Here is a 23,543-nt window from a genome sequence, read left to right as displayed (position 1 = left end):
CCCGAAAGATCGAAGAGGAGGCCGGGCATGATCCGGTCACTTGGTATCGCCGCCGCCGTCTGCCTCGCTCTCACCGCCTGCTCCTCCGGCGGGTCCACCCCGAAGCAGGCCGCAGGCAAGACGGAGCTGAAGCTCTACAACGACAAGGGCGCCTGGAGCAAGTACTTCGACGAGATGGGCACTCTGTCCAAGCAGCAGATCGGCCTGTCGATGAAGCCCGTGGGCTACACCGACGAGCCGACGTACCAGGCGTTCATCAAGGCGTCCTTCCGCACGGACGTGAAGCCCGACCTGTTCACCTGGACGACGGGCGGCCGGCTGGCGGAGATCGTCGCCCAGAAGCAGGTGTCGGAGACGACGCCGATCTGGCAGGAGGCGATCAGGAACGGCGACCTCTCGGCGGATCTGGCCAAGTACTACACGGTGGGCGGCAAGCAGTACTGCGTGCCGCTGAACGCGGCGTACTGGGGCATGTTCTACAACAAGTCGATCTTCGACAAGTACCAGCTCAAGCCTCCGGCCACGTGGGACGAGCTGATCAAGGTCGCCGACACGCTGAAGAAGAACGGGGTGACCGCGTTCTACCACACGTCAGTGCTCTTCTCCTTCGTCTGGTTCGAGCAGCTCCTCGCCGGCACCGACCCCGACCTCTACGACCGTCTCGCGACCGGCCAGGCGAAGTACACCGATCCCGGCGTGGTGGACGTGATGAAGCGGTGGAAGTGGATGATCGACGCCGGTTACTTCAACAACCCGGGTGACAAGACCGACCCCGGCGACGTGCTCAAGACCGGCAAGGCGGCGATGGTGTCGTTCGGCACGTGGTTCAACACGAGCATGACGCAGCGCGACCTCAAGGCGGGCACCGACTACGGCTTCTTCGTCATCCCGAACGTCAACGCGGCCCTGCCCAAGACCTCGATGATCTTCGAGAGCGGCCCGCTCTGCTCGCTGGCCAAGGCGCCCGACCCCGACGCCAGCACGAAGTACCTGAAGTGGTGGGTCGGCTCGGCCGCGCAGGAGAAGTGGGCCACCGCCAGGGGCGACGTGTCGGCCAACCCGAAGGTGGCCATCGCCGACCAGGCCATCGCCGAGGTCAGCAAGGCGGCGGGGAGCGGGGAGTATCGCCTGGTCAACCGCTATTTCGAGGCCACGCCGCCGCCCGTGCTCACCGCCGCCCTGGACGGCTTCGGCGCCTTCGTCGTCAAGCCGGACACCTATCAGAAGGTCCTCACGGACATCCAGGCCGCCGCCGACGAGTACTGGAGCACCCACCAGCAGGGCAACTGAACCACCTTGATCGCCGGCTGGCGGCGGCTCCGGCTCAGGACGGCTCGCGGGCGGTCCAGCCCGCGGTGCCCTCGACGATCCTGACGGCGGCGCGGGCCAGCGGCTCCAGCCCCGCCACGTCCACCTTGTCGAGGGTGTCGGCCGAGTCGAACAGGTACATCGGCGCGGACAGGAAGTGCACCAGCGGCACGCCCTCCGGGTGGAAGTAGGCGCCGTCGGTCGGCGGCATCGGGGAGAACACATCGGGCGGGAGCACGAACGAGCGCCGCAGGTCCTCGGCGACCAGCGCCTCGTGGACGAGCCTCTCCAGCCGCGGCCGCCTGGAGGTGAACCACCAGCGCGGCTCCGGATCGCCGGTCGGCACCAGCTCGCCGTCCACGCCGACGCATCGGAGTGCGGCGTGCTCCAGGTGGAGCTGGAGCACGACGTCCGGGAGCAGGGCCCGGTGCTCCTCGATGAACGCCCTCGTCCCGGCGGCCAGCGCCATGTGACCGGCGGTGAGCAGGAAGATCAGGTTGTGCGGGCGCTCGCGGGCGGGCACGGAGGCCCAGTGGCGGGCGGCGGCCAGCACGAGCGCGACGCCGGTGGCGTCCTCCACGGCCGAGGCCCAGGGCGCGTCGTGGTGCGAGCCGACGATCACCCACTGATCCGACGCGCCCGGCAGGGTCCCGATGACGTTGTGCGAGACGGCGGGGCCGGTCTCCGCCTCGACGGTGAGCACGCCGGTGCGCGGCCCCTCGTCCATCAGCGCGAGCACCTGCCGGGCGTCGCGACCTGACAGCCACACGGCCGGGATGTCCCTGGGCTCGGCGTCGTAGGGGGCGTAGTAGTCGCGGGTCTCCCACGGCACCCCGGTCAGCCCGCCCGCGAACCCCGCCGCGCCGTCCCGCATCGCGCCGTGCAGCACGTCCAGGTAGTCGAGCTGGAACGGCAGCACCTGTGTGAGCGAGTCGAACACGCCTTCCGGGTCGTGCCAGGCGGTCGCCAGGTCCCTGACGTAGGACTGCGGCAGCTCCGTGAACGCCGTCTCGGCCACCAGGATGGCCCCCGGCGCGACCTCCCTGCTCAGCGGCGCCCGCACCTGGGCCTTCGCCTTCGTGTACGGCAGCGCGAACGCCTCGAACTCGGGCCCGCCCTCCACCGCGAGGGTGGCCCTGACCGGCTTCCAGTACGGCAGCTCGACCGGCGCCAGCCGCACACCCTCCAGCCCGAATTCCTCGAGACGCGCGGCGGCCCACGCGGCGGCCCAGTCGTCGGCCGGATAGCCGGGGCGCCTGATGCCCCGCTCGGTGATGGCCTCGATCCACGCCACCATCTCAGCCGCACTCGGAATCATCGCCCCGCCTTCCATGGCCCGCTCCACCTGCGCCTCCTCCTAGCCCAGGTTCTTGAGGGCCTGGTTCTGCCAGGCGGTGTTGGTGGGCAGTTCGGGTGCGGAGCCCGCGAAGGCGCCGCGGGCGAGCGCGTCGTCGCGTAACCGGTACATGAGCCAGGCGGTCAGGTAGCCGAGGAAGCCGCCGCCGCCGTTCTGGATGTCATTGTGGCCGGCGCCCTTGAGCAGGGCCTTGCCCGCCGCGCCCGGCACCTGGTCGTAGTAGCCCTGGACGGCGGCGGCCGAGGAGATGAGCCAGTCGTTCGCGCCGCTGAGGAAGAGCACGGGGCAGGTCAGCGCCGCGACGGAGAACTCGTCCCCCGCGCCGACCCAGACCTGGGCCGGCAGCGCGATCGGCACCACCGTCGTGATCAGCCCGGCCGAGTGGTTGGTGGCGTTGACCGAACCGCCCGCGCCCTGGGAGTGGCCCACCGCCGCGACCCTGGTCACGTCGAGCTTGCCGGCGAAGACGCTGCCGGAGTCGGAGTTGAGCCCGGCGAGGTGCTGGGCGGCGGCCAGGATCTCGGCTCCGGTGCCCGTGGTCGTGTCGGTCGAGGCGACGACGGCGAAGCCCCAGGAGGCGAGCTGGTTGAGCACGCCGGGGTAGTTGTCGGGGGTGGCGTTGGTGCCGTTGCCCCAGGTGACGATCGGGTGCGCGAACCCGCCCGCGCCCAGGTCGGCCGGGTAGTAGAGCCGGTGGCCGCCGGAGGTGCCGGTGGCGACCGCATGCGGGCCACGGGCCGCGAAGTGCGACTCGACGGCGCTCTCCGCCTCAGCGGACGTCGTACGGGCCAGGACGCCCGCCGCCAGGAGGCCCGCGATGCCCGTTCGAAGCGCGCGCCGCCGACTGATGTGTTCCATGGTCACCTCGCGGGGAAGGATTTGGAGACATGAACGTCTCCTAACCGAAGGGAAGTACGATCGGTGAGCGATGTCAAGGGATCAACAGAACGAAGTTCCGATCGCTGAGCCGCTTCCCCGGGGGCGGCACGGGCTCTCGCCGGAGACCGTGCGGAGCTCGCAGCGGGAGCGGCTGATCGAGGCGATGCTGCAGCTCGTGGCGCGGCGCGGCTACGCCGCCACGACCGTGCCCGACGTGATCGCGGCGGCCCGGGTCTCACGCAACGCCTTCTACCAGCAGTTCGCCGACAAGGAGGCCTGCTTCCTCGCCCTGTGCGAACGCGACCTTCCTGAGCTGATCGAGGAGATCCGCACCGCCGCCGCCTCGCCGGAGGACTGGCGGGCCGCCAACCTGCGCGGGCTGCGGGCGTATCTGCGCTGGTGGCAGGAGCGCCCGGCGTACGCGCAGGCGTACTTCGTGGAGGTGCCACGCGCGGGCGAGCGCGCGGTGGCCCAGCGCGACCGCGCCTACCGCCCGTTCATCGACATGGTCGCCGCCATGGCCGCCAGGGCCAGGAAGGCGGAGCCCGCGCTGCCGCCGCTGCCCGCCACGACCGTGCGGCTGATCGTGTACGGGGTCACGGCGTTCGTCGAGGCCGAGGTACGCGAGGGCAGGGTCGCCGGCCTGCTGTCGTGGGCCGACGACCTGCAGGACTACATGGTCACGCTGCTCACCGCCCGCACGGCCGATCCCGGCTCATGAGGAGATCGGTGCGTGCGGCCCGCCAGGCGAGAGCAGCGGGCCGCACGGGACGAGAGCGTCAGTTCTGGTCGAGGAAGCGCTGGGCCAGCGTGCGGCCCAGGGTCACCGCCTGGGAGTGGTTCTCGATGGTCTGGACCTTGGTGTCGGAGCCGGTGAAGACGATGTAGGTGACGCCGCTGTCGGTGCCGCCGTTGCTCGGGTCGGGGTTGATGCCGAGGTCGGCGGCCGTCCGGTAGGAGGCCTCGCCGATGATGCCGCTCGGCCCCGTGTCGCCCATCACCGCGTACTCCACCTGCCCGTTGTAGACGATCGCCACCACGGTGCCGCAGCCGATGCCCTTGGTCCGGTAGTCCCAGATGGAGCTGGAGCTCGGCACCACCATGTACGCGAGCTGCGCCGCGTTGAGCGGCGAGTCGCCGCTGGTGTGGCAGAACGTGTCGGCCTGGAAGCAGCAGTCGGTGTTCTCGTTGCACTGCGACGTGCGGACTCCGTCGCAGTCGATGTCCATGTCGCCCTTCCAGAACACCGCGCCGGTCTTCTGGCACACCGCGACCGTCGCCGAGCTCACGTCGGAGTCCGTCTTGTACTTGCCGTTGGAGATCTGGCTGCACGACGTCACCTTCGCCAGGAGCTGGTCGGCCGTCGGGCCGGTGCCGCCGCCACCGCCGGTCGTGCCGCTGACCGCGGTGCTGTGCCCCGACTCGTTGCCGGCCGCGTCGAACGCGGTGACCGTGTACGTGTGCGTGGACCCGGCGGCGAGCCCGCCGATCGTGGCGCCCGCGGTCGGCGTCGTGGTGACCACGGTCGTCCCCTCGTAGACGCGGTAGCCGGTGACGGCCACGTTGTCGCTGGAGTCGGTCCAGGCCAGCGAGATGCTGGAGGCCGAGGTTCCGGTGACGCGGACGCTCGCGGGCACGGTCGGCGCCTGCCCGTCGGGACCGCCGGGGCCGCTGACCGAGAGCCGGTCCACGTTGGGGCCGCCGTTGGCGGTGGTGGCGGTCGCGCGGACGGTGTTGACGCCGGCGTTCAGCGTGGCGGTGATCTGGGCGTCCGCCCAGGTGTCCCAGTTGGCGGTGGCGGGGAAGTCCCGCGTGGTGGCCGTGCCGTTGGCGCTGATGCTCATCGGGCGGTTGGTCGACGTCCCGTTGGCGTAGCGGATGGTGAGCGTGTGCGAGCCGGAGTCGGCCACGTTGACGGTCCACTCGATGTAGCCGCCGGTCGTGTTGACGTAGTCGACGAAGCCGGAGCCGGTGTAGCCGGTGTGGTTGGTCGCCACCGCGGCCTGTGACAGCGTGGCGGCCTCCGCCTGGTACTCGGTCGCGGGCGCGTCGGCCACGGTGACCTCGAGATAGTCGAGGTTGGGGTTGCCGCCCGAGTTCACGGCCGTCAGACGGATGGTGTTGTCGCCCGCGTTGAGCGTCGCGGTGAGGGTCGAGGTGGCCCACGTGGTCCAGGCCCCGGTGGGAGCGAACGAGCGGCCGGCCGAGACGACCGTGCCGTTCACCGAGACGTCCGCGGTGCGGGCGCTGGTCGTGCCGTTGGCGTAGCGGATGGCCAGCGTGGCGGTGCCCGCCACGGGCGCGTTGACCGTCCATTCCGTGTACGGGCCGGAGGCGTTGTCGCTGTTGACGAAGCCCGTGCCGGAGAACCCGGCGTGGTTCGACTCGACGACGCCCTGCGAGATCGTCGCGTTCTCGGCCTCGTAGCGGGCGATCGCCGCCCGGGCGGGGAGCGCGACCAGCGCGGTGACGGCGAGGCAGGCGGCGGCCAGGACGATCAGGGGGCGTAAGGGCGCGAAACGGGGTAAGCACAGGCGTGGGGGGTGCATGGGGCGCTCCTTCCGGTCAGGAGACGTCGAGGTAGTCGACGTTGGGGCCGCCGTTGGCGGTGGTGGCGGTGGCTCGGACGGTGTTGGCGCCGGCCTGCAGGGACACGGCGAACGTGGCGTCCGCCCAGGTGTCCCAGTCGCCGGTGCCGGGGAAGTCCCGCGTCATGGTGGTGCCGTTGACGTCGATGGTCATCGGGCGGTTGGTCGACGTTCCGTTGGCGTAACGCAGGGTGAGTGTGGCGGGACCGGCCGCGGCGGCGTTCACCGTGAACTCCACGTACGAGCCCGCCACGTTGTCGCCGTTGACGAAGCCCGTCCCCGAGTAGCCCGCGTGGTTGGACTCGGCGGCGCCCTGCGAGATCGTCGCGTTCTCGGCCTCGTACCGCTGTCCCGCGGCCGGCCGTGCCCGGATGAGGCGGGTCTCGCCGGGCCGTAACGTGGCGCTGAAGGAGGAGCTCACGGTGCCCTCCGACGCGCCGGACCACAGGTTCGTGACCGCGGCCGGTCCGGTGAAGCCCACTTGCGACCAGGTGACGCTCACCGTGGAGTTGCCCGACGTTCCGGTGTTGTAGAGCGCGACGATGTAGTCGCCGTTCGACTCCCGCTTGCGCCACACCTGGTTGACGCCGCTGTTGACGACGCGCTGCGCGGCGACGCCGTCCTGGTCGACCGCGATCAGCCGGTCGTTCTTCAACATCGCCAGGTCGACCGAGGTGAGCGCGGTCAGGTCGGTGCCGAGCAGCAGCGGGCTCGCGGCCATCGCCCAGTGCGTCATGTGCGCGCGGCGCTGGTCGGCGGTGAGCCCGACCTGGTCGCCGTTGCCGATCTGCAGCGAGTCGTAGTCGTTCCACCCGCCGGGGCCGGCGTACTGCTGCCAGGAGGCGGCCGAGTTGAACCGGCTCACGACGTGCGACCAGTCGGTCAGCGGGTAGCCGCTGCCGTTCGGCCCCGAGCCGCAGTAGCACTCGACGTCGCCCTGGGTGCGCCAGCTGTTGGCCAGCCGCTTCCAGGTGGTGGCCTGGGCGATCGGCAGGTTGTTGGAGAGCGCGAAGTTGATCGGCCGGCCGGTCTGGCGCAGCGCCTTGTCCCACGCCTCCACGTCGGCGACCGTGGTCGCGTCCACGCCGTCGATCTTGAGATAGTCCACGCCCCACGAGGCCATCTGGTCGGCCCACGAGTTGATGAACGCCTGCGCGCCCGGGTGGGAGTGCTTGAGCCGGTACATGTTCTTGCAGTTGTAGTTCTTGTGCGTCTGCGTCGTGTCCGCGATGTCCTGCGCGTGGTACGACGTGCCCTCGATCGGCTTGTTGGCGGTGACGGCGTTCTTCGCGATGCCGGGGGTGACGTAGAAGCCGAACTTCAGCCCTCTGGCGTGCACGTAGTCGGCCAGCGCCTTGATCCCCGACGGGAACTTGGTGCTGTCGACCGCCCATCGGCCGTAATTGTCGACGACGAAGCCGTTGGAGTCGCACTTCTGGTAGAAGTCGTCGAGGTTGACGTAGACGTAGCCCTTGTCGGCGAGGCCACTGCTGACCAGCGCGTCCGCCTGCGCCTTCATCTTGGTCTCGTCGGGCCAGCGGCGGACGAAGCTCCAGCTGCTCCAGCCCATCGCCGGCCTGATCGACAGCCCGTTGTCCGAGGCGGCGGCCGGAGCGGCGCCGGCGGGGACGGCCAGGCACGCGGCGACGAGCGCCAGGCCCGCGAGCGCGCCTTTCATGAGGCACCTCCCGTGGTGACGTCGATGTAGTCGAGGTTCGGGTTGCCGCCGTCCGTCGTGGCGCTCACCCGCAGCGTGTTGGCCCCGGCATTGAGCGGGACGGTGAACGTGTCGGTCGTCCAGGTGGTCCAGGCGCCGGTGCCGGCATAGTCGCGGGTCTGGGCGGCGCCGCCGTTCACGGTGATGGCCGCCGGCCGGTTGGTCGACGTCCCGTTGGCGTAACGCAGCGCGATCGTGGCAGTTCCGGCCGCGGGCGCGTTCACGGAGAACTCCACGTACGAGCCCGCCACGTTGTCGCCGTTGACGAAGCCCGTCCCCGAGTACCCCGCGTGGTTGGACTCGGCGACGCCCTGCGAGATCGTCGCGTTCTCGGCCTCGTAGCGCGTGCCGGACGGGGCGCTGCCGCCCGCGTACTGGCCGCCGACCCACGCCTCGTCCACCCGCCAGCGGGCGACGCCGTGGTGCCCAGTCTTGGTGAGCCGGACATAGCGGGCGGTGACCGCGTTCAGGTCGATGAACTGCACGCCGCGCGCGTTCGGCACGGTCCCGGTCTTGACCGCGCTCCCCCAGTTCGAGCCGTCGTCGCTGACGTGCACCTGGTAGCCGGAGATCCGCGCGGAGCCGGACGACGGGTAGACGGTGGAGTCCTCCCGCTGGTTGAAGGCGAGGTACTGGATGCGCTTGGCAGAGCCCAGGTCGAAGGTGAGCCGCGCGGGCTCGGCGGCGTTGCTGTCCCAGTAGGTCAGATAGTCGCCGTCGCCCGCCGCCGCCGCGCCGTGGCCGCTGGTGGACGAGCTCGCCGAGAGCGTGACGCCGGTGTGGATCCCCTGGCGGCCGCTCGAGATCACCTTGAAGACCGTGTCGTACGTGTCCCAGCTGCTGATCCCGCTCAGCGTCAGCGTCCCGCCCGACTGCGTGAACGCGACGGGCGCGCCGGTGCGCAGGTTCGTCACCGAGGTGATCCGGTAGCCGTTGTCCCGCAGCGACAGCGTGCTGCCGGACGGCGGCGTGAGCACGTGGACGTAGTGCCGGTCGGGGTCGTTCTTGGCGATCGTGGTCACGCCGTGCGCGCCGTTGTTCCAGAAGCCCGGCTTGAGCCCGCCGAACATGTAGCCGCCGCCCTCGGTGCCGCCGAGCGACTCCCAGATGGCCGAGAGGTAGGTGTTCGCGAAGTTGTTGAAGTCGGCCTGCTGGGCGGGGAAGCGGCCGTTGACCATGGCGGTCTCGGCCATGAGCGCCTTGACCGACGAGCCGGCGTTCGTGATGAGCCGGCCGAGCGTGAGCTTGCGGTCCACGGCCTGGTCGGAGCCGCCGTACCACCAGGGCCCGCCGGTGGGCAGCTTGAAGTCGGCCTCGATCAGCCGCGGCAGCGCCGTGTAGACCGCCTGCGGGTAGTCGTACGACGGCGTCATGCCGGTCTTCTGCTCGTTGCTGATCATGTCCATGATCGGCGTGTCTTCGTTGTTGTTCGAGATCGTCATGTCGGGGCGCTGCTGGTAGATCTTGGCGTAGAGGTCGTTGCGCTCCCAGTAGGCGTTGTCGTTGTCGATCCAGAACCCGGCCAGCTTCGGATAGCGCTTCATCTGCTCGAAGAACTGCAGGTAGCTGAACTCGCCGAACCCGTCGCGGGTGGTCAGGTCCACGCTGTGGCCGACGTAGCCGGAGAAGGCCGAGGAGTTGAGCCAGTCGCCGGAGCTGAGCCCCTCGTTGTGCCACTGCGGGTCGTCGGTCATGTAGTTGATGACCTTCAGTCCCTGCGCGTCCGCGGCGTCGATCAACTCGCCGAGGAAGTCCCGCGTGGTGCGGCAGGAGCCGGGGATCTCGCTCGGGTACGGGCGGGCGTACCCGAGCCTGCTGTGGAAGGTGGCCAGCACGATGTACTGGGCGTGCAGCTTCTTGGCCTCGTTCACCCAGTAGGAGGCGCTCCAGCCGCCGTTGGTGACGTCGGCCTCCCACGCGCTGCAGCTGGTGTGCTGCGGCGAGGTCCGCTCGCCCCAGTGGAGGAAGAGCCCGGCGATCGAGTTGCGCAGGAAAGCCTGGCGCGGATGCTGCAGGTCGGCCCGCGCCGGAGCGGCGGTGAGCAGGCCGAGCAGGAGTGCCAAGACGGCGAGCGTCGCCGTGCGTTTCATGGATGCGCCTCCTTAGGACGCTGGGGTGAACGCGGGGTCGCTGGAGAGGGCCACCCGATCCAGCCGGGCGCCGTCCTCGCGGTAGGCGAAGGTGATCGTGCGCGCTCCGGCCGCCAGGTCGTACGTGACGGGCAGCTTGGCCCAGTGCCAGGAGGTGCCGATCGGGATGTTGTTCCAGTTGCTCCACGTTCCCGTGCCGGAGCGCACCCAGAACGAGTCGTCTCCGTCGTTGGCGGCGATCACCCTGGCCCAGACGGCGAAGGTGCCGCCGCGCGGGAGGTCGAACGCGAGCGTGGCCCAGCCGGTGGCGGGCGCGCTGGACTTGCTGTTGTTGCCCGCGGCCACCGTCACGTACGAGCCGCCGGACGCGGCGGTGTCGGCCGCCGTCTGCATGGGTGCGGTGATCGTGCCGGACTCCGCCTCGGCGTAGCGGGTGACCGGGTCCTCCCCGATGGGCGTGGAGCCGGTGGCCCGCACCCGCAGCGCGCCGCCCGCGGTGTCGGCGCTGTCGCGCACGGCGTAGCCGTTGACGCCGCTGAACCCGACGTCGTACGCGCTGCCACTGCCGCGCTGCGCGACGACGCCGTTCAGTTGCACGTTGGAGGCGTCGTCGGCGATGGCGTACGGCCGGTTGTCGTTCTCCTGGAACCGGGTCTCGCCGTTGAGCGTGATGCCGGTGGCGTGCCTGATCCAGTAGCCGTACGAGGGGCGCGCGCCGTAGTCGCGCGGCGGGTACGTGGTGAGGTACTCGCCCGGCACCCTGCTCGCCTCCGAGGCGGGGTGCCCGCCGGGGACCGTGAGGTCGACGTTCTGGAACGTGATGCCGGGGCCGAGGTCCACGGACGGCGTGCCGGTCAGCGTGCTGGTGTAGTCGGACGCGCCGACCGTGCCGGTGACCACGGGCGCGGTCAGGTCGGTCCCGGTGACGTTCGAGATCGTGATGTTCCGGATCCGTCCGGCGGGCGGCGAGCCGGGGCAGCGCTTCCGCTCACCGATCTTGAAGAAGAAGGGCGACGTGGTCTTGGTGAGCGTCACGTTGTCGTAGTGGACGTCCTCGATGATCGCGCCGTCCATGGAGACGATGCCGATGCCGGCCTTGCCCGCGCCCAGCACGGTGATGTTCTCGAACCGGAAGTCGCGGAAGCTGCCGCAGGTCTCCGAGCCGAACTGCAGCGCGTTGTTCTCGTGCGAGTAGACGGTGGTGCCGCGCACGCGGACGTTCTGGCTGGTGTAGGTGTGGCCGAGGGCGTAGTCGCTCTTGAACACCAGGGCGTCGTCGCTCGCCTCGATGCGGCTGTCGGTGACGGTGACGTTCCAGCTGTTGATCAGGTTGATGCCGTCGCGCACGCCGCTGCTCGCGTAGACCGTCTTCAGGTTGTCGATCGTGATGTCGTGGCAGCCGTTGATCAGGGCGCCGAAGTGGCCGCCGCGCCGGAACGTGACCCCGGTCAGGCTGATGTCGGAGCACTCGGTGAGCGTGAGCGCCTTGTCGGCCTCGCCGGAGTCCGGGTTGCCGGTGATCAGGTTGCCGTCGCCGTCGATCGTGCCGGTGCCCGTGATGTGGAAGTCGGTGATGCCGCTGCCCCACATGAGCGAGTTGTGGAAGTGGCTGTGGCCGTAGTCCTGGTAGTCGTCGTTCGGGTTGGACTCGGGCGCGTCCATGCCGCTGCCCGCGGCCAGGAGGGTGGCGCCGGCGTCGAGCCTGAGCGTGACGTGCGACTTCAGGTGGATCGTGCGGGACCGGTAGCGGCCGGACGGGAAGACCACGGTGCCGCCCGGGGCGGCGCTCGCGGCGTTGATGGCGCGGTCGATGGCGTCGTCGTCATTGGTCGAGCCGCTGCCCGTGGCGCCGTAGTCGCGCACGTTGAACTCCGCGAGCACGCCCGCGGCCTGGGACGCCGCACTCACGGGTCGGGGCGACCGGCCGAGTCCAGGAGTCGCGCTCGCGGCGCTCGCGAGCTGGGATGACAGGCTGGGCTCGGGAGTCGCGCTCGCGGGCTGGGGTGACAGGACGAGCAGGGCCGCGGCGCACACCGGCAGGGCTCGGCGGAGAGCGGTCATGGCTGCAGCTCCACGTAGTCGAGGTTGGGCAGGCCGCCGGCCGTGGTGGCGGTGAGCCGGACGGTGTTGGCGCCGGAGACGAGGGGCACGGTGACGGAGGCGGAGGTCCAGGTCGTCCAGGCGCCGGTGCCGGGAGCGTTGACGGCGGAGCCGACCGCGCTCCCGTTGACCGTGACCGCGAAGGGCCGGGCGGTGCTCGTGCCGTTGGCGTACCTGATGGTGAGAGGCCTGCTGCCGGCCGCCGCCGCGCTCACCGCGAACTCGACGTAGGCCCCGGCCACGTTGTCGGTGTTGACGAACCCGGTGCCGGAGTAGCCGGCGTGGTTCGACTCGACGGCGCCCTGCGAGATCACGGCGTCCTCGGCCTCGTAGCGCGTCCCGGCCGGCGGCCGGGTGGTGGAGATGTCCTTGCCGTTGACGAAGACGCCGGACAGCACCAGGTTGTCGACGTTCGACGCGGTGGGCGTGGCCGTCGAGATGCCGGTGAACGTGCTGTTGGAGATCGTGACGTTCTTGATGTGGTCCGTCGAGCGGCCGTCCAGGTCGTACGCCTGCGCCGCGCCGTCGATGGTGAGCCTGTCCGCGGTGAAGTTCTGGACGACGGGTGGCAGGGAGCCCGAGGTCTCGTAGTCGAGCGTCACGTAGAGGGCGCTGCGCTCCAGGTCGTGGCCGGTGATGCGGCGCAGGTGGACGCCGTCCACGTAGCCGCCTCGATTGAAGCTGGTCTTGACGTAGAGGGCGTACTTGACCGGGTAGCGGCCGGGGAAGTCCGGCGCGTTGCACTCGCAGTCCTCGGCGAACACGTCCCGCACGCCGCCGGACATCTCGCTGCCGATGGTCACGCCGCCCCACCGGCCGCTGAACTTGCAGTTCTGGACCACGATGTTCTGCGAGGGGCGGCCGACCCGGCGACCGTCGCGGTCGCGGCCCGACTTGACGGGCACGCAGTCGTCGTTGGTGTTGAACCGGCAGCCGGTGATCAGCACGTCGGTGCACGAGTCGGGGTCGCAGCCGTCGCCCTGGGAGTTGGTCGAGTAGAAGGTGACGTTCCTGACGGTGACGTTCGTGCAGTAGACCGGGTGGAGCGTCCACATCGCGGGGTTGCGCAGGTTGACGCCTTCGACGAGCACCGCGGTGCAGTTGTAGAGGCCGATCAGGTTGGGCCGCAGCTTGTGGCCGTCGCCGAACTGGCGCTGCGCCACCGGATGGTCGTTCGCGCCCCACTCGCGGAGCTGGTCGCGGTCGGCGCCGCCGCTCCCCCACGACGACCAGTCACCGGCGGGCGCGTTGCCGTCGATGGTGCCGGTTCCGGTGATCGCGATGTTGGTCCGGCCGTTGGCGTAGATGAAGGGCGAGTAGTTGTAGCACTCGATCCCCTCCCAGCGGGTGAAGACGGCCGGCAGGTACGAGCCGGGGTCCGTGCGGAACCTGATGGTGCCGTTCACCTGGAGGTTGACGTTCGACAGCAGGTGGATCTTGCCGGTGCGGAACGTCCCGGACGGCACCACCACCCGGCCGCCGCCCGCCGCGTTGCACGCGGCGACGGCGTCGCGGAACGCGGCCGTGCAGTCGGTGCTGCCGTCGCCGACGGCGCCGTACGAGGTGATCGGGAAGGCGCGGTCGGGAAAGGACGGCGGGACGATCCGCGACAGGATCTCGGGCACACGGTCCCAGGGCGAGGCGGCCGAGCCCGCCGCGCCCGCGGCGACGGGCCCGGCGTCCGTGAGCCCGCCGGCGGCGACTGATCCAGCGTGCGCGGCGACCCGACCGGCATGCGTGGCCCCGCTCGCCGCGCGGGCCATGGCGGAGGACGCGAGCAGGGCGCCGCCCGCCACGCCTCCGGCCTTGAGGAGGTCGCGACGGGAGATCGTCATTGGAGCACCTCCAGGTAGTCGAGATTGGGGCACCCGCCCGCCGTGGTGGCGGTGAGGCGGATGGTGTTGGCGCCGGCGGCGAGGTCGGCGACCACGCTCCGGGAGGTCCACGAGGTCCAGGCGCCGGTGCTGGGGAAGGACAGGCCGGAGGCCACCACCCGGCCGTTGACGGCCAGGTCCGCGGGGCGGTTCGCGCTCGTGCCGTTGGCGTAGCGGACGGCGAGCGTGACGGGGCCGGCCGCGGCGGCGTCGTGCCGCCACTCCACGTAGGCGCCCGCGACGTTGTCGGAGTTGACGAACCCGGTGCCGGAGAACCCGGCGTGGTTGGACTCGACGACGCCCTGCGAGATCGTGGCGTTCTCCGCCTCGTACCGGTTGCCGGGGGACGGCCCGTACAGGACGCCGTTGATGCGGACGTTTCGCAGCACGACGCCGTCCGCGTTGGAGAGCTGCGGCGCGGGCGTGTCGATCTGGGTGAAGGTGCTGTTGGCGATCGTCACGTTGCGGATGTGGCCGGCGGACGAGCCCGACAGCTTGATCGCGAACGGCGAGCCGGCGATGTCCAGGCCGTCCACGGTGATGTTCTGGATGACCGGGTTGACGATCGGGCCCTGCCCGGGGCCGGTCAGGCTGTAGTTCATGTCGACGAAGAAGCCGCCCCGGTCGCACGGGCCGCCCGTCAGGTCGCGGACGTGCACGCCGTCCACCGTCCCGCCGCGCCGGTTGTTGGTCTTCAGGTAGAGCGCGTAGAACGAGTGGTACGAGGAGCCCGCGAGGATGCGGTTGTTCTCCGCGAAGACGTTGCGGACGCCGCCGGACATCTCGCTGCCGACCGTGATCGCGCCCCAGCGGCCGTAGTAGGTGTTGCCGCGGATGACGATGTCGGTGGACGGCACGCCCACGCGGCGGCCGTCGGTGTCGCGGCCCGACTTGATGACCGTGCCGTCGTCGCCGGTGTCGAACGTGCAGCCCTCGATGAGCACGTCGGACGAGCACTCGGGGTCGACGCCGTCCACCATCGCGCCCCGGCTGTAGATTTTGACCCGCCTTATCATGATATTTCGGGATAAGACGGGGTGGATGGTCCACATCGCAGGGTTCCGGATGTCCAAGTCCTCGACGAGGATGTTCCGGCAGCCGTAGAACTGGATCATGCTCGGCTTGAGATAGTGGCCGTCGCCGAACTGCCGCTGCTCGACCGGCACGCCGTCCACCGCCAGCTGCTGCAACCGGTCCCAGTCGGGGCCGCGCCGGTCGTCGAAGCCGGACCACGGCCCGGCCGCCGCGTTCCCGTCGATCGTGCCGGTCCCGGTCAGGGCGATGTCGCTCTGGTTCCGGGCGTAGATGAAGGGCGAGTAGTTGTAGCACTCGATCCCCTGCCAGCGGGTGTAGACGTTCGGCAGGTACGAGCCCGCGTCCGACCTGAACCGGATCGTGCCGCCGGCCTCGACGTGCAGCCGCACGCCGGACAGCAGGTGGATCTGGCCGGTGCGGAACTTGCCGGTGCCGGGGACGAGCACGGTGCCGCCGCCGGCCGCGTTGCAGGCGGCGATGGCGGAGCGGAAGGCGGGCGTGCAGTCGGTGGAGTTGTCCGGCTTGGCGCCGTAGTCGGTGATCGGGAACGTGCGGTCGGGGAAGGCCGGCGGCACGATCCTGGCCAGGATCGCCGGCACTTGATCCCACGGGGAGTCGAGTACCGAGTTCAAAGCGGTGGCCGTGGCGGGCGCCGGCGGCAGCACGGCGCCCGCCTGCACGGGGGCGAGCAGCGCTCCTTTGAGCACGGCCCTTCTGGAGGGATGCATGGGGAGGCTCCGGGGGGGTGCTGGATCCGGCGGCCGCGCTGCTGCGCGACCGCCGGCGTCGAGGGGTGACTACTGGATGGCGGAGCGCCGGATCGTGTCGGCCGAGCCGTCGCCGTTGTTGTCGGAGTTGGTGGAGCCGAACCAGATGGCGTTGGCCCCGGGCACCTTCTCGACCGCGCGGAGCCGGCCGTACGTGCCGTTGAAGTACGAGTTGACGGTCGAGACGTTCTCGCCGTTCAGCACGATGCGCCAGAGCCGCTGGCCGCGCAGCGCCGCCATGAAGACCGTGTTGTTGACGATGGCGATGCCGCTCGGCGAGGCCTCCGAGACGCTCCAGGTGTACTTCGGGTTCGTCATGCCGGAGGTGCTGCAGGTGCCCTCGCAGGTGGGCCAGCCGTAGTTCTTGCCCGGCTGGATGAGGTTGAGCTCGTCACGCGAGGAGTTGCCCAGCTCCGACGACCACAGGCGGCCGGCCGAGTCCCAGGCCAGGCCCTGCGGGTTGCGGTGGCCGTAGCTGTAGACGCGGGTGCCGAACGGGTTGCCGGGTGCGGCGGCGCCGGTCTTGGTGATGCGCAGGATCTTGCCGTTGAGCGAGTCGAGGTCGGGCGCGTTGCTCGAGGACTGCGCGTCGCCGGTGGTGACGTACAGGTAGCCGTCGGGGCCGAACCTGATCCGGCCGCCGTTGTGGTACCGGTTCTTGTCGATGCCCTGCAGGATGCTCGCGTACCCGCTGAGCGCGGTGCCGTTGAAGTTCATCTTCGCGACCCGGTTGCCCTCGGAGGCGGTGTGCATGAAGAACACCTCCTGGTCGGTCGTGCCGTTCCAGGTGGGCGAGAAGTCCAGGCCCATGAGGCCGCCCTCGCCGCCGGTGGTCTGCACGTTGGGCACGGTGCCGACCTGCGTCTTGGTGCCCGACGGCGTCACCTTGAACACCTTGAACGTGTCGCGCTCCGTCACCAGCGCGTACGAGCCGTCCGGCGCCCAGGAGATGTCCCACGGCACGTCCCAGCCGCCGGCGACGCTGGTCGGCGTCTGCGGCACGGTGCCGCAGCCACCCGTGGTGAACGACGCGGACGGCGCGCTCGGCGTGGAGAGCTGGTTGGCCGTGTCACGCGCGACGACGTGCACCTGGTACGTGTGCGCGCACTCGAGCGGCACACTGGCCGTGGTGGCGGGCGGGGTCCCGGTGACCGTGGCGAGCACGGCGTTGGTGGCGTTGTCCCGCACCAGGTAGGCGCGCACCCCGTTGTCGTCCGTGGAGGCGCCCCAGGTCACGGTCGCCGAGGTGGCCTGCACGCCGCTGACGGTGGGCTGCCCCGGCCGCGACGGCGGGTTGTCGGCGGGCGCGGGCAGCGTCTGGCAGTTCGCCTCGGGGCTGCTCAGCGAGACGTTGCCGGAGGCGTCTCGGGCGAACACCGACAGCTGGTAGGAGAAGTTCGGGTTGAGCCCGGTCAGCCGGTACGGAGCCACGGTCGCGGTCGCGATCTGCTGGCCCTGGTGGTAGATGTCGTACGCGACGACGCCGATGTTGTCGGTGGACGGCGGCCAGTCCAGTGTCAGGGCGTTGTAGGAGATGTCGGAGCACGTCGGCTGCCCCGGCGAGGTCGGCTTCTCGGTGTCACCCGGGCCGCTGACCCGCAGCCGGTCGAGGTTGGGCCCGCCGTTGTCGGTGGTGGCGGTGGCTCTGACCGTGTTGCCGCCCGCGTTGAGCGGCGCGTCGACGGTGATCTCCTGCCAGGTGGTCCAGGCGCCGGTGCCGGGGAAGGAGCGGGCGGTGGCCACGGCGGTGCCGTTGACGGTGATGGTCATCGGCCGGTCGGTGGTGGTGCCGTTGGCGAAGCGGAAGGTCAGGCTCTGGGTGCCCGCGCCGGCCGCGCTGACGGCGAACTCGACGTACGAGCCGGTGATGTTGTCGTAGTTGACGAAGCCGGAGCCGGTGAAGCCGGCGTGGTTCGACTCGACGACGCCCTGCGCGATCGTCGCGGACTCCGCCTGGTAGTCGGTGAAGGCCGACGACTGGACCTCGGCGTCGAGGTAGTCCCAGTTCGGGTTGCCGCCCGCGCTCGTGGCGGTGGCCCTGATCTTGTTCGCACCCGCCGTGAGCTGGGCGGTCAGCGTGACCGTGGTCCAGGTGGTCCAGGCGCCGGTGGCGGGGAACGACCGGGCGGCGGCGACGGTCGTGCCGTTGACGGCGATGTCGCTCGGCCGGTCGGCGCCCGTGCCGTTGGCGTAGCGGAAGGCCAGCGTGGCGGTGCCCGCGGCGGGCGCGTTGACGGTCCATTCGGTGTACGAGCCGGCGACGTTGTCCCCGTTGACGAAGCCGGAGCCGGAGTAGCCGGCGTGGTTGGACTCGACGACGCCCTGGGAGATCGTCGCGTTCTCGGCTTCGTACCGGGTGGACGCCGCGTCGGCCGGGACAGCTGTCATTCCCAGGGCGAGCAAGCAGGCGATGACGCAGGCCCGGGACTTGCTGAAGTTCATCGGGCGCTCCTGGCTGAGAGTGATGCCTCGAGTAAGGGGAGGGAGCTTTCCAAACGATTGTCACAAACCGCGGTGGGCGTCAATACTTGGAACGGTCCATATTTTAGGAAACTTTCCTAACTCTTTGTTTTCGATACATCGGATGAAAGTGACCGGTAGACAGGGGCGAGGTCGGGATGTATGCCTGAAATGCGCCTCAGGAGATCGGAGCCATACGCCGATGGATGCGTACATCTGAAACCGGCAGCACGGCATCACCGCTCGTCAGACCCGGAGTGATACATGGGACGTCTTCGCGCGACCAGCGCCGCCGCACTCGGCGCGCTCTTGTTTCTGCAACCGGTTGCCGCCGCTCCGGCCGCGGCTGCCACCCTCTACGAGGCCGAGAACGGAACGATCTCGCAGGGCGTCGTCGAGTCGAACCACGCCGGCTTCACCGGCTCCGGCTTCGTCAACTTCGACAACGTGGCGGGTTCGTCCGTCGAGTGGACGGTGAACGGGCCGGGAACCGTCACGCTCGCCTTCCGCTACGCCAACGGCACGGGCGCCGACCGGCCGATGAGCATCACGGCCGGCGGCACGACCGCGACGCTCTCCTTCCCCGGCACCGGCTCCTGGACCACCTGGCGGACGGTGACGGTCCGGGCCGAGCTGGCGGCCGGCGCGAACGCGGTCAGGGCCGCGGCCACCACCGCCAACGGCGGCCCGAACCTCGACTCGCTGAGCGTGGACTCCTCGACGGGCACCGACTGGTCCAGGGCGATGGTCGACTCGACGATGGCCCGCTTCTCCCCCAGCTCTCTCGGCGGCTGGAGCTACCCGCAGGGCCTCTACCTCTGGGGGCAGTACCTCGTGTACCGGCGCACGGGAGAGCCCCGCTACCTGCAGTACATCAAGGACTGGGCCGACCGGTTCGTGGACTCCTCCGGCGGCATCTCCCAGAGCTTCAACAACCTCGACAGCATGCAGGCCGGCAACGTCCTGCTCGCCCTCTACCGGGAGACCGGCCAGGCCCGTTACCGCACGGCCGCGGCCAAGATCAGGACCCGGCTGAACACGTACCCGCGCACCTCCGACGGCGGCTGGTGGCACTCCACGTCCAGCTCGCGCGAGGGCCAGCTCTGGGGCGACGGCGTCTACATGGTGGACCCGTTCCTCGCCCGGTACGGCGCCTGGGTGGCGGCCGACTCCTTCACCGGCGCCGAGCCCGCCAAGCAGCTCGAGATCTACTGGAGCCACCTGCGCCGCACCTCGGGCCAGGCCGCCGGGCTGCTGTACCACGCCTACGACGAGCCGGGCGGCCCCACCGCGTCCTGGGTCAAACCCTCACTGGGCAACACGAACGGGATCTCGTGGTGCCGGGCGATGGGCTGGTTCGGGATGGCCGTGACCGACATCCTCGAGCTGATCCCGGCCGACCATCCGCGCCGGGCCGCGCTGATCGACATCCTGCGCGAGCTCGTGCCCGCGTACGCCCGCTGGCAGGACCCGGCCACGGGCCGCTGGTGGCAGGTGGTCACCGAGCCGTCCAACCCGTCGAACTGGACGGAGACGTCGTGCTCGGCGATGTACACGTACACGATCTCGCGGGCGGTCGAGCGCGGGTACGTGGACGCCTCCTACCGCGTGAACGCGGAGCGCGGCTACCAGGGCGTGCTGGCCCAGGTGTCACTCGGCTCCGACGGGCGGACCAACCTCGTGGGCGTCAGCGAGGGCACCAACGCCAGCGACTCGCTCAGCTTCTACTTCGGGCGGGCCCGGCCGGTCAACGACTTCCACGGACTGGGGGCGTTCCTCATCATGAACGAGCAGCTCAGCCGCTAGGGGCCGGGCCCATCCAGAATCCCGGCGGTCAGGCCTGGCGGAGGCAGAGCTCGAGCAGTTCCCCCGCCCGGGGCGTGCGGTCGATCCACACCTCGCGGCCCCTGCGCTCGCGGGCGATGAGCCGCGCCGCGACCAGCCGGTCGCAGTGGAACGTGAGGCTGCTCGGCGCGATGTTCATCCCGCCGGCCAGCATGGTCATGGTCATGGGCCGGTCGAGCGTGCGGAGCACCGCCGCCCGCACCGGCCCCAGCAGCTCCGACAGCTCGTCGGAGTCCGTCCGCCACAACCTCTCCATCGCGGGAACGGGATACGCGATCCACACGGCCCCCGGGTCGTCCAGCCCCACGAACAGCGCGTCCTTGCCCGCCAGCATCGGCACCAGCACCAGCGACCGGTCGCCGAGCTCGTGCACGCCGGCCCCGGCGCCCTCGACGACCAGGCCGTTCTCGTCACGCACGAGCCGCTCGGCGACCGAGCCGAGCAGCTCGTCGAAGCCGCCCCGCACACTCGCCACGCCCACGCGCGCGATCTCCCTGTCGAGCAGCGGACTGGCCCGGCTCCACAGAGGCTCGGCCGTGGCCCAGACGTCGGCGAACGCGCCGGCGTACCCGTGCAGCCAGGAGCCGGGTCGCTCGGCGGCCGTCCGCCAGTGCGCGGGCAACCGCCCGAACGCCTGCTCGAGGTCCTTGAGCAGGGTGTCGGGCGGCAGGTCGTGCAGGAGGTCGATCTGCTCCTGCACGGAGTCGTCGCGAACCGGCGCGCGCGGCACGACGCTGTCGGGCGCCACGGAGCAGCCCGGGGCGCCCAGCGGCCGTACGATCTCGTGCGACCGGCGGCTCGCCCCCGACTGGACCGCGCTCCTCCACGCTTGGGGCAGGCCGCGGTGACGGCCCGCGAGCGCGTCCGTGATCATGGCGAGGACGGTCACACTCGGCGAGAGCACCATCGAAACTCGCGGCGCCGAGGTTATTCGAATTTCCGTCCGTTGTCGCGTGCTGAATATGCCGACTCCCGCAATCACTCGTACCGGAGACTGCAGTGTGCCGAGGCGGCCTTGCAGGGTTCGTGAGGATTCCTTGAATCCCCTGCTCACCTGCGGTCCGGGCGCCGGACGATCTCCGGGGAAGAAGTGCGCGGCGGTGTCTAGGCGAAAGGCGGACGCCCGGATATGGTGCGATACGGACAAGCCACAGAATTCGCGATCGGTAGGCGTCGCATGCCGGATCTGTCGTTCGTCACTCAGAGGTTGCCGGGCGTGAGCGTGATCTCGGTGGCCGGCGAGGTCGACGCCGCCACCGCCGGGCAGCTCGATCGCTACATCCGGCGCAGCCGCCGGGTGCCGGGCGAGCACGTGGTGATCGATCTCAGCGAGGCGCAGTTCATGGGGAGTTCGGGCCTGCGCGTCCTGCTCAACACCCATGCCTACGCCCGCCAGCACGGCGGCAGCCTCCGTCTGGCCGCGCCCCCTCCGAAGCTCGCGAGGATCATGGAGATCACGCAGGCGCGTGCCGTCCTGCACGTGCACGCCACGGTGGAGCAGGCCGTACTCGCGGCGCTCGGCAACCCGGCCCCCGACTCGCTCGGCCCGCCGGCGGAGGACCGCGGCAGAGACGCGGTGTGAGCCCCACTTCCGATCAAGGACCTTCCAGATCCGGTCAAGGGCCTCCCAGCTCCAGGCGGATCGTGCTCGACTCCGCGAGCATGACGACCACGCCATGGTCGCGCCGCCAGTCGTCGGCGATGAGGAAGTAGCGGCCGCCGGTGTGGGCGAACAGGCGGAGGTTGCCGTAGCGGTACTTGTAGGCGGCCTTGCCGGTCGAGGCGGGCAGCGCGGACTCCTTGCCCGCTCCCAGGTACAGGCGCTCGGTGCTGTAGACGGTCACCCTCGTGAGATCGCTGACGACGAGGTTCTGCGCCAAGGAGACACCCTGGTAGATGGCCAGGTTGGTGGCGCCGTAGAAGAGCGACACGCACACGATGATCGAGGTGAACGTGTACAGCAGCGGCATGCCGTCGCGCGGGGAGGCGCCGGGCAGCAGGGTGCGGAGGTGCGTTCCGTACAAGGTGAGCAGGACGCCGGCGCCGATGCTGAACGGGAAGGCCAGGAACGAGGCCGTCCGCAGGACGAAGCCCAGCGCCCACATCGTGAGCGGCAGCACCAGCCAGGCGAGGGACAGGGCGCGGAGGGTCTGTCTGACCAGGCGGTCCTGGGTGCCGTGCTTCTTCGCGCGGGGAGCGAGCGCGTGGTCCACCTGCAGCCAGAGCAGCCCGGCCACGCCAATGATCATCAGCGGGTAGAGCACCGGGCCTACGCTCCGCAGCACGTAGTCCTTGGTCGACATGTCGAGGATGCTCTCGTCGATGCCGAGCTCGAACGCCTGCACGGCGCTGCGCTGCCAGCCGAAGTACACCAGCAGCGCGGTCATGACGGTGACGTTGGCCAGCACGGCCAGCGCCCACCGGAGCACTGGATGCCCGGCGGAGGCGGCGGGCTCGGCCGCCTCCATGAGGTCGTCGGACGAGGACTCGGCCGCCTCGACGGGGTCGTCACGCGAAGGATCGGCCTCGGGCGCGCGCTTCGGCGCAGGCGCGGACTCGAGCGCGCGCTTCGGCTCGGGCTTGGGCGCGGACTCGGGCTTGGGCGCGGGCTCGGGCTCGGGCCTGGGCTCGGGCGGCTCCTTGGGCTTCTCGACGGTGGGTTCGCTCGTCACGATCCCGATCCCGATCCCGATCCCGTGTCCGTGCCGGAGCCCGCGTCCGGAGTCTCGCCCGAGTCGGGGGTCTGTCCCGGATCAGGCGTGCTCTCCGTATCAGGGGTGCTCTCCGGATCAGGTGTACTGGCCGGGTCAGGAGACTCGGCAGGATCCGGACTGTCCTCCGGGCCCGGAGTCAGCGGCAGGACCGGCGGGCACCCGCCGAAGGCCGACTTCGGCTTCTGCTTGACGACGGTCCCCACCGCCCGATGCATCTCGCAGATGAACCAGATCTCCGACTCCGTCCACACCACCTTGGCGTACTCGGACTTGGCCGCGGCCACATCCTTCCGACACAGATAAACCCCGGCCTGGAAGAGCGGCACGTTGGCCTCCGGGTTCGAGAAATTCTCCTTGTTCTCGTCGAGGGCCGTCTGAGCACCCGAGCAGTCCCCGTCCGTCAGCTCGTCGTACACCGCCCCCTCGTGAACGTCCACCGCAGTGTTGCCGACGGGGAGGGTGAAGCCGTATTTGGTCCGCTGCTTCCCCGCCGGAGGGTCCTGCTGCCCCGCGCGGGTCGAGGCGCCGTCGGGCCGATCCCCCGCGTCCGGCCCTTCGAAGGTCCCACTCTTGCACGCCCCGATGGTGAGGCACATGGCGAGCACCGTCGCAACCGTCCTGGTCTTCATGCTCACGACGCTAAGCACGTGATCCGCGACGGTCTTGAGTATCCCCCTGCTCAAATCCAGCCGGGCCGGACAGGAGCAGGGGACGGCGGGTCAGACATCCCTGGACCTGGAATGTCAAGCGGCGAAGTCGTGTTGCCGGTGCGACCATGCGGTTGCTTGGTTGTAGGTGGTGTGGGTTTT

General features: G+C 70.2%; 16 protein-coding genes. 4 read left to right on the top strand and 12 right to left on the bottom strand.

From position 1 onward, the window contains the following. Positions 1-27: 27 nt before the first annotated feature. The gene (locus AB0H84_RS39195) at positions 28-1,290 is read left to right on the top strand and encodes an ABC transporter substrate-binding protein (protein ID WP_357616346.1); all 1,263 of its coding nucleotides are present in this window, start codon (positions 28-30) and stop codon (positions 1,288-1,290) included. A gap of 34 nt (positions 1,291-1,324) precedes the next feature. On the opposite strand, the gene AB0H84_RS39190 is transcribed toward AB0H84_RS39195, so the two are convergent. Together AB0H84_RS39190 and AB0H84_RS39185 are read right to left on the bottom strand one after the other, a co-directional pair. Beyond that, entirely contained in the window at positions 1,325-2,626 is a 1,302-nt protein-coding gene (locus AB0H84_RS39190) for a M28 family peptidase (RefSeq protein WP_357616343.1), read from the bottom strand. 39 nt (positions 2,627-2,665) lie between these two features. Continuing rightward, positions 2,666-3,523, bottom strand: a complete 858-nt coding sequence (locus AB0H84_RS39185) for an alpha/beta hydrolase (RefSeq protein WP_357616341.1) — start codon at positions 3,521-3,523, stop codon at positions 2,666-2,668. A 70-nt stretch (positions 3,524-3,593) separates the two neighbouring features. Here AB0H84_RS39185 and AB0H84_RS39180 point away from each other — a divergent pair, with 70 nt between their 5' ends. Next, the gene (locus tag AB0H84_RS39180) at positions 3,594-4,265 is read left to right on the top strand and encodes a TetR/AcrR family transcriptional regulator (protein ID WP_357616338.1); all 672 of its coding nucleotides are present in this window, start codon (positions 3,594-3,596) and stop codon (positions 4,263-4,265) included. 58 nt (positions 4,266-4,323) lie between these two features. On the opposite strand, the gene AB0H84_RS39175 is transcribed toward AB0H84_RS39180, so the two are convergent. The 7 genes from AB0H84_RS39175 to AB0H84_RS39145 all read right to left on the bottom strand — a co-directional run bounded on the left by AB0H84_RS39175 (position 4,324) and on the right by AB0H84_RS39145 (position 18,157). Beyond that, entirely contained in the window at positions 4,324-6,093 is a 1,770-nt protein-coding gene (locus tag AB0H84_RS39175) for a CBM35 domain-containing protein (protein ID WP_357616335.1), read from the bottom strand. 16 nt (positions 6,094-6,109) lie between these two features. After that, positions 6,110-7,810, bottom strand: a complete 1,701-nt coding sequence (locus AB0H84_RS39170) for a carbohydrate-binding protein (protein WP_357616332.1) — start codon at positions 7,808-7,810, stop codon at positions 6,110-6,112. Continuing rightward, a complete protein-coding gene (locus AB0H84_RS39165; protein WP_357616329.1) occupies positions 7,807-9,939 on the bottom strand; it encodes a discoidin domain-containing protein in 2,133 nt (710 codons plus the stop codon). The genes AB0H84_RS39170 and AB0H84_RS39165 overlap by 4 nt, the downstream gene beginning before the upstream one ends. Before the next feature lie 12 nt (positions 9,940-9,951). Next, the gene (locus AB0H84_RS39160; RefSeq protein ID WP_357616326.1) at positions 9,952-12,000 is read right to left on the bottom strand and encodes a glycosyl hydrolase family 28 protein; all 2,049 of its coding nucleotides are present in this window, start codon (positions 11,998-12,000) and stop codon (positions 9,952-9,954) included. Further along, complete coding sequence (locus AB0H84_RS39155) at positions 11,997-13,874, bottom strand: glycosyl hydrolase family 28 protein (RefSeq protein WP_357616324.1); 1,878 nt, start codon at positions 13,872-13,874, stop codon at positions 11,997-11,999. Before AB0H84_RS39155 ends, AB0H84_RS39160 begins: the two co-directional genes overlap by 4 nt. Further along, positions 13,871-15,676: a glycosyl hydrolase family 28 protein gene (locus AB0H84_RS39150; RefSeq protein ID WP_357616321.1), complete on the bottom strand. Its 1,806-nt coding sequence runs from the start codon at positions 15,674-15,676 to the stop codon at positions 13,871-13,873. Before AB0H84_RS39150 ends, AB0H84_RS39155 begins: the two co-directional genes overlap by 4 nt. Before the next feature lie 69 nt (positions 15,677-15,745). Next, on the bottom strand, positions 15,746-18,157 hold the full coding sequence (locus AB0H84_RS39145; protein ID WP_357616318.1) for a PQQ-dependent sugar dehydrogenase: 2,412 nt from the start codon (positions 18,155-18,157) through the stop codon (positions 15,746-15,748). A 282-nt stretch (positions 18,158-18,439) separates the two neighbouring features. On the opposite strand from AB0H84_RS39145, the gene AB0H84_RS39140 reads away from it, so the two are divergent. Beyond that, entirely contained in the window at positions 18,440-19,981 is a 1,542-nt protein-coding gene (locus tag AB0H84_RS39140; RefSeq protein WP_357616315.1) for a glycoside hydrolase family 88 protein, read from the top strand. Positions 19,982-20,009: 28 nt separating this feature from the next. On the opposite strand, the gene AB0H84_RS39135 is transcribed toward AB0H84_RS39140, so the two are convergent. After that, positions 20,010-20,894, bottom strand: coding sequence for a hypothetical protein (locus AB0H84_RS39135; RefSeq protein ID WP_357616312.1), 885 nt, complete (start codon positions 20,892-20,894; stop codon positions 20,010-20,012). A 255-nt stretch (positions 20,895-21,149) separates the two neighbouring features. On the opposite strand from AB0H84_RS39135, the gene AB0H84_RS39130 reads away from it, so the two are divergent. Continuing rightward, entirely contained in the window at positions 21,150-21,602 is a 453-nt protein-coding gene (locus AB0H84_RS39130; protein WP_357616309.1) for an STAS domain-containing protein, read from the top strand. Positions 21,603-21,636: 34 nt separating this feature from the next. Here the strand turns inward: AB0H84_RS39130 and AB0H84_RS39125 are convergent, their stop codons facing one another. Together AB0H84_RS39125 and AB0H84_RS39120 are read right to left on the bottom strand one after the other, a co-directional pair. Next, on the bottom strand, positions 21,637-22,692 hold the full coding sequence (locus AB0H84_RS39125) for a hypothetical protein (RefSeq protein ID WP_357616306.1): 1,056 nt from the start codon (positions 22,690-22,692) through the stop codon (positions 21,637-21,639). Then, entirely contained in the window at positions 22,689-23,363 is a 675-nt protein-coding gene (locus AB0H84_RS39120) for a hypothetical protein (RefSeq protein ID WP_357616303.1), read from the bottom strand. Before AB0H84_RS39120 ends, AB0H84_RS39125 begins: the two co-directional genes overlap by 4 nt. Between the last annotated feature and the right edge of the window lie 180 nt (positions 23,364-23,543).

Source organism: Nonomuraea sp. NPDC050786 (genome assembly GCF_040654115.1).
GTDB lineage: Bacteria > Actinomycetota > Actinomycetes > Streptosporangiales > Streptosporangiaceae > Nonomuraea.
Note: the sequence above shows the minus strand (reverse complement) of the source record. Positions and strands in the feature narration are given on the sequence as shown.

What these genes read in the sequence shown, in the direction of transcription:
- AB0H84_RS39195 (WP_357616346.1), top strand. Translation starts at nt 28, where the DNA reads ATGATCCGGTCACTTGGTATCGCCGCCGCCGTCTGCCTCGCTCTCACC.
- AB0H84_RS39190 (WP_357616343.1), bottom strand. Translation starts at nt 2,626, where the DNA reads ATGATTCCGAGTGCGGCTGAGATGGTGGCGTGGATCGAGGCCATCACC.
- AB0H84_RS39185 (WP_357616341.1), bottom strand. Translation starts at nt 3,523, where the DNA reads ATGGAACACATCAGTCGGCGGCGCGCGCTTCGAACGGGCATCGCGGGC.
- AB0H84_RS39180 (WP_357616338.1), top strand. Translation starts at nt 3,594, where the DNA reads ATGTCAAGGGATCAACAGAACGAAGTTCCGATCGCTGAGCCGCTTCCC.
- AB0H84_RS39175 (WP_357616335.1), bottom strand. Translation starts at nt 6,093, where the DNA reads ATGCACCCCCCACGCCTGTGCTTACCCCGTTTCGCGCCCTTACGCCCC.
- AB0H84_RS39170 (WP_357616332.1), bottom strand. Translation starts at nt 7,810, where the DNA reads ATGAAAGGCGCGCTCGCGGGCCTGGCGCTCGTCGCCGCGTGCCTGGCC.
- AB0H84_RS39165 (WP_357616329.1), bottom strand. Translation starts at nt 9,939, where the DNA reads ATGAAACGCACGGCGACGCTCGCCGTCTTGGCACTCCTGCTCGGCCTG.
- AB0H84_RS39160 (WP_357616326.1), bottom strand. Translation starts at nt 12,000, where the DNA reads ATGACCGCTCTCCGCCGAGCCCTGCCGGTGTGCGCCGCGGCCCTGCTC.
- AB0H84_RS39155 (WP_357616324.1), bottom strand. Translation starts at nt 13,874, where the DNA reads ATGACGATCTCCCGTCGCGACCTCCTCAAGGCCGGAGGCGTGGCGGGC.
- AB0H84_RS39150 (WP_357616321.1), bottom strand. Translation starts at nt 15,676, where the DNA reads ATGCATCCCTCCAGAAGGGCCGTGCTCAAAGGAGCGCTGCTCGCCCCC.
- AB0H84_RS39145 (WP_357616318.1), bottom strand. Translation starts at nt 18,157, where the DNA reads ATGAACTTCAGCAAGTCCCGGGCCTGCGTCATCGCCTGCTTGCTCGCC.
- AB0H84_RS39140 (WP_357616315.1), top strand. Translation starts at nt 18,440, where the DNA reads ATGGGACGTCTTCGCGCGACCAGCGCCGCCGCACTCGGCGCGCTCTTG.
- AB0H84_RS39135 (WP_357616312.1), bottom strand. Translation starts at nt 20,894, where the DNA reads ATGATCACGGACGCGCTCGCGGGCCGTCACCGCGGCCTGCCCCAAGCG.
- AB0H84_RS39130 (WP_357616309.1), top strand. Translation starts at nt 21,150, where the DNA reads ATGGTGCGATACGGACAAGCCACAGAATTCGCGATCGGTAGGCGTCGC.
- AB0H84_RS39120 (WP_357616303.1), bottom strand. Translation starts at nt 23,363, where the DNA reads ATGAAGACCAGGACGGTTGCGACGGTGCTCGCCATGTGCCTCACCATC.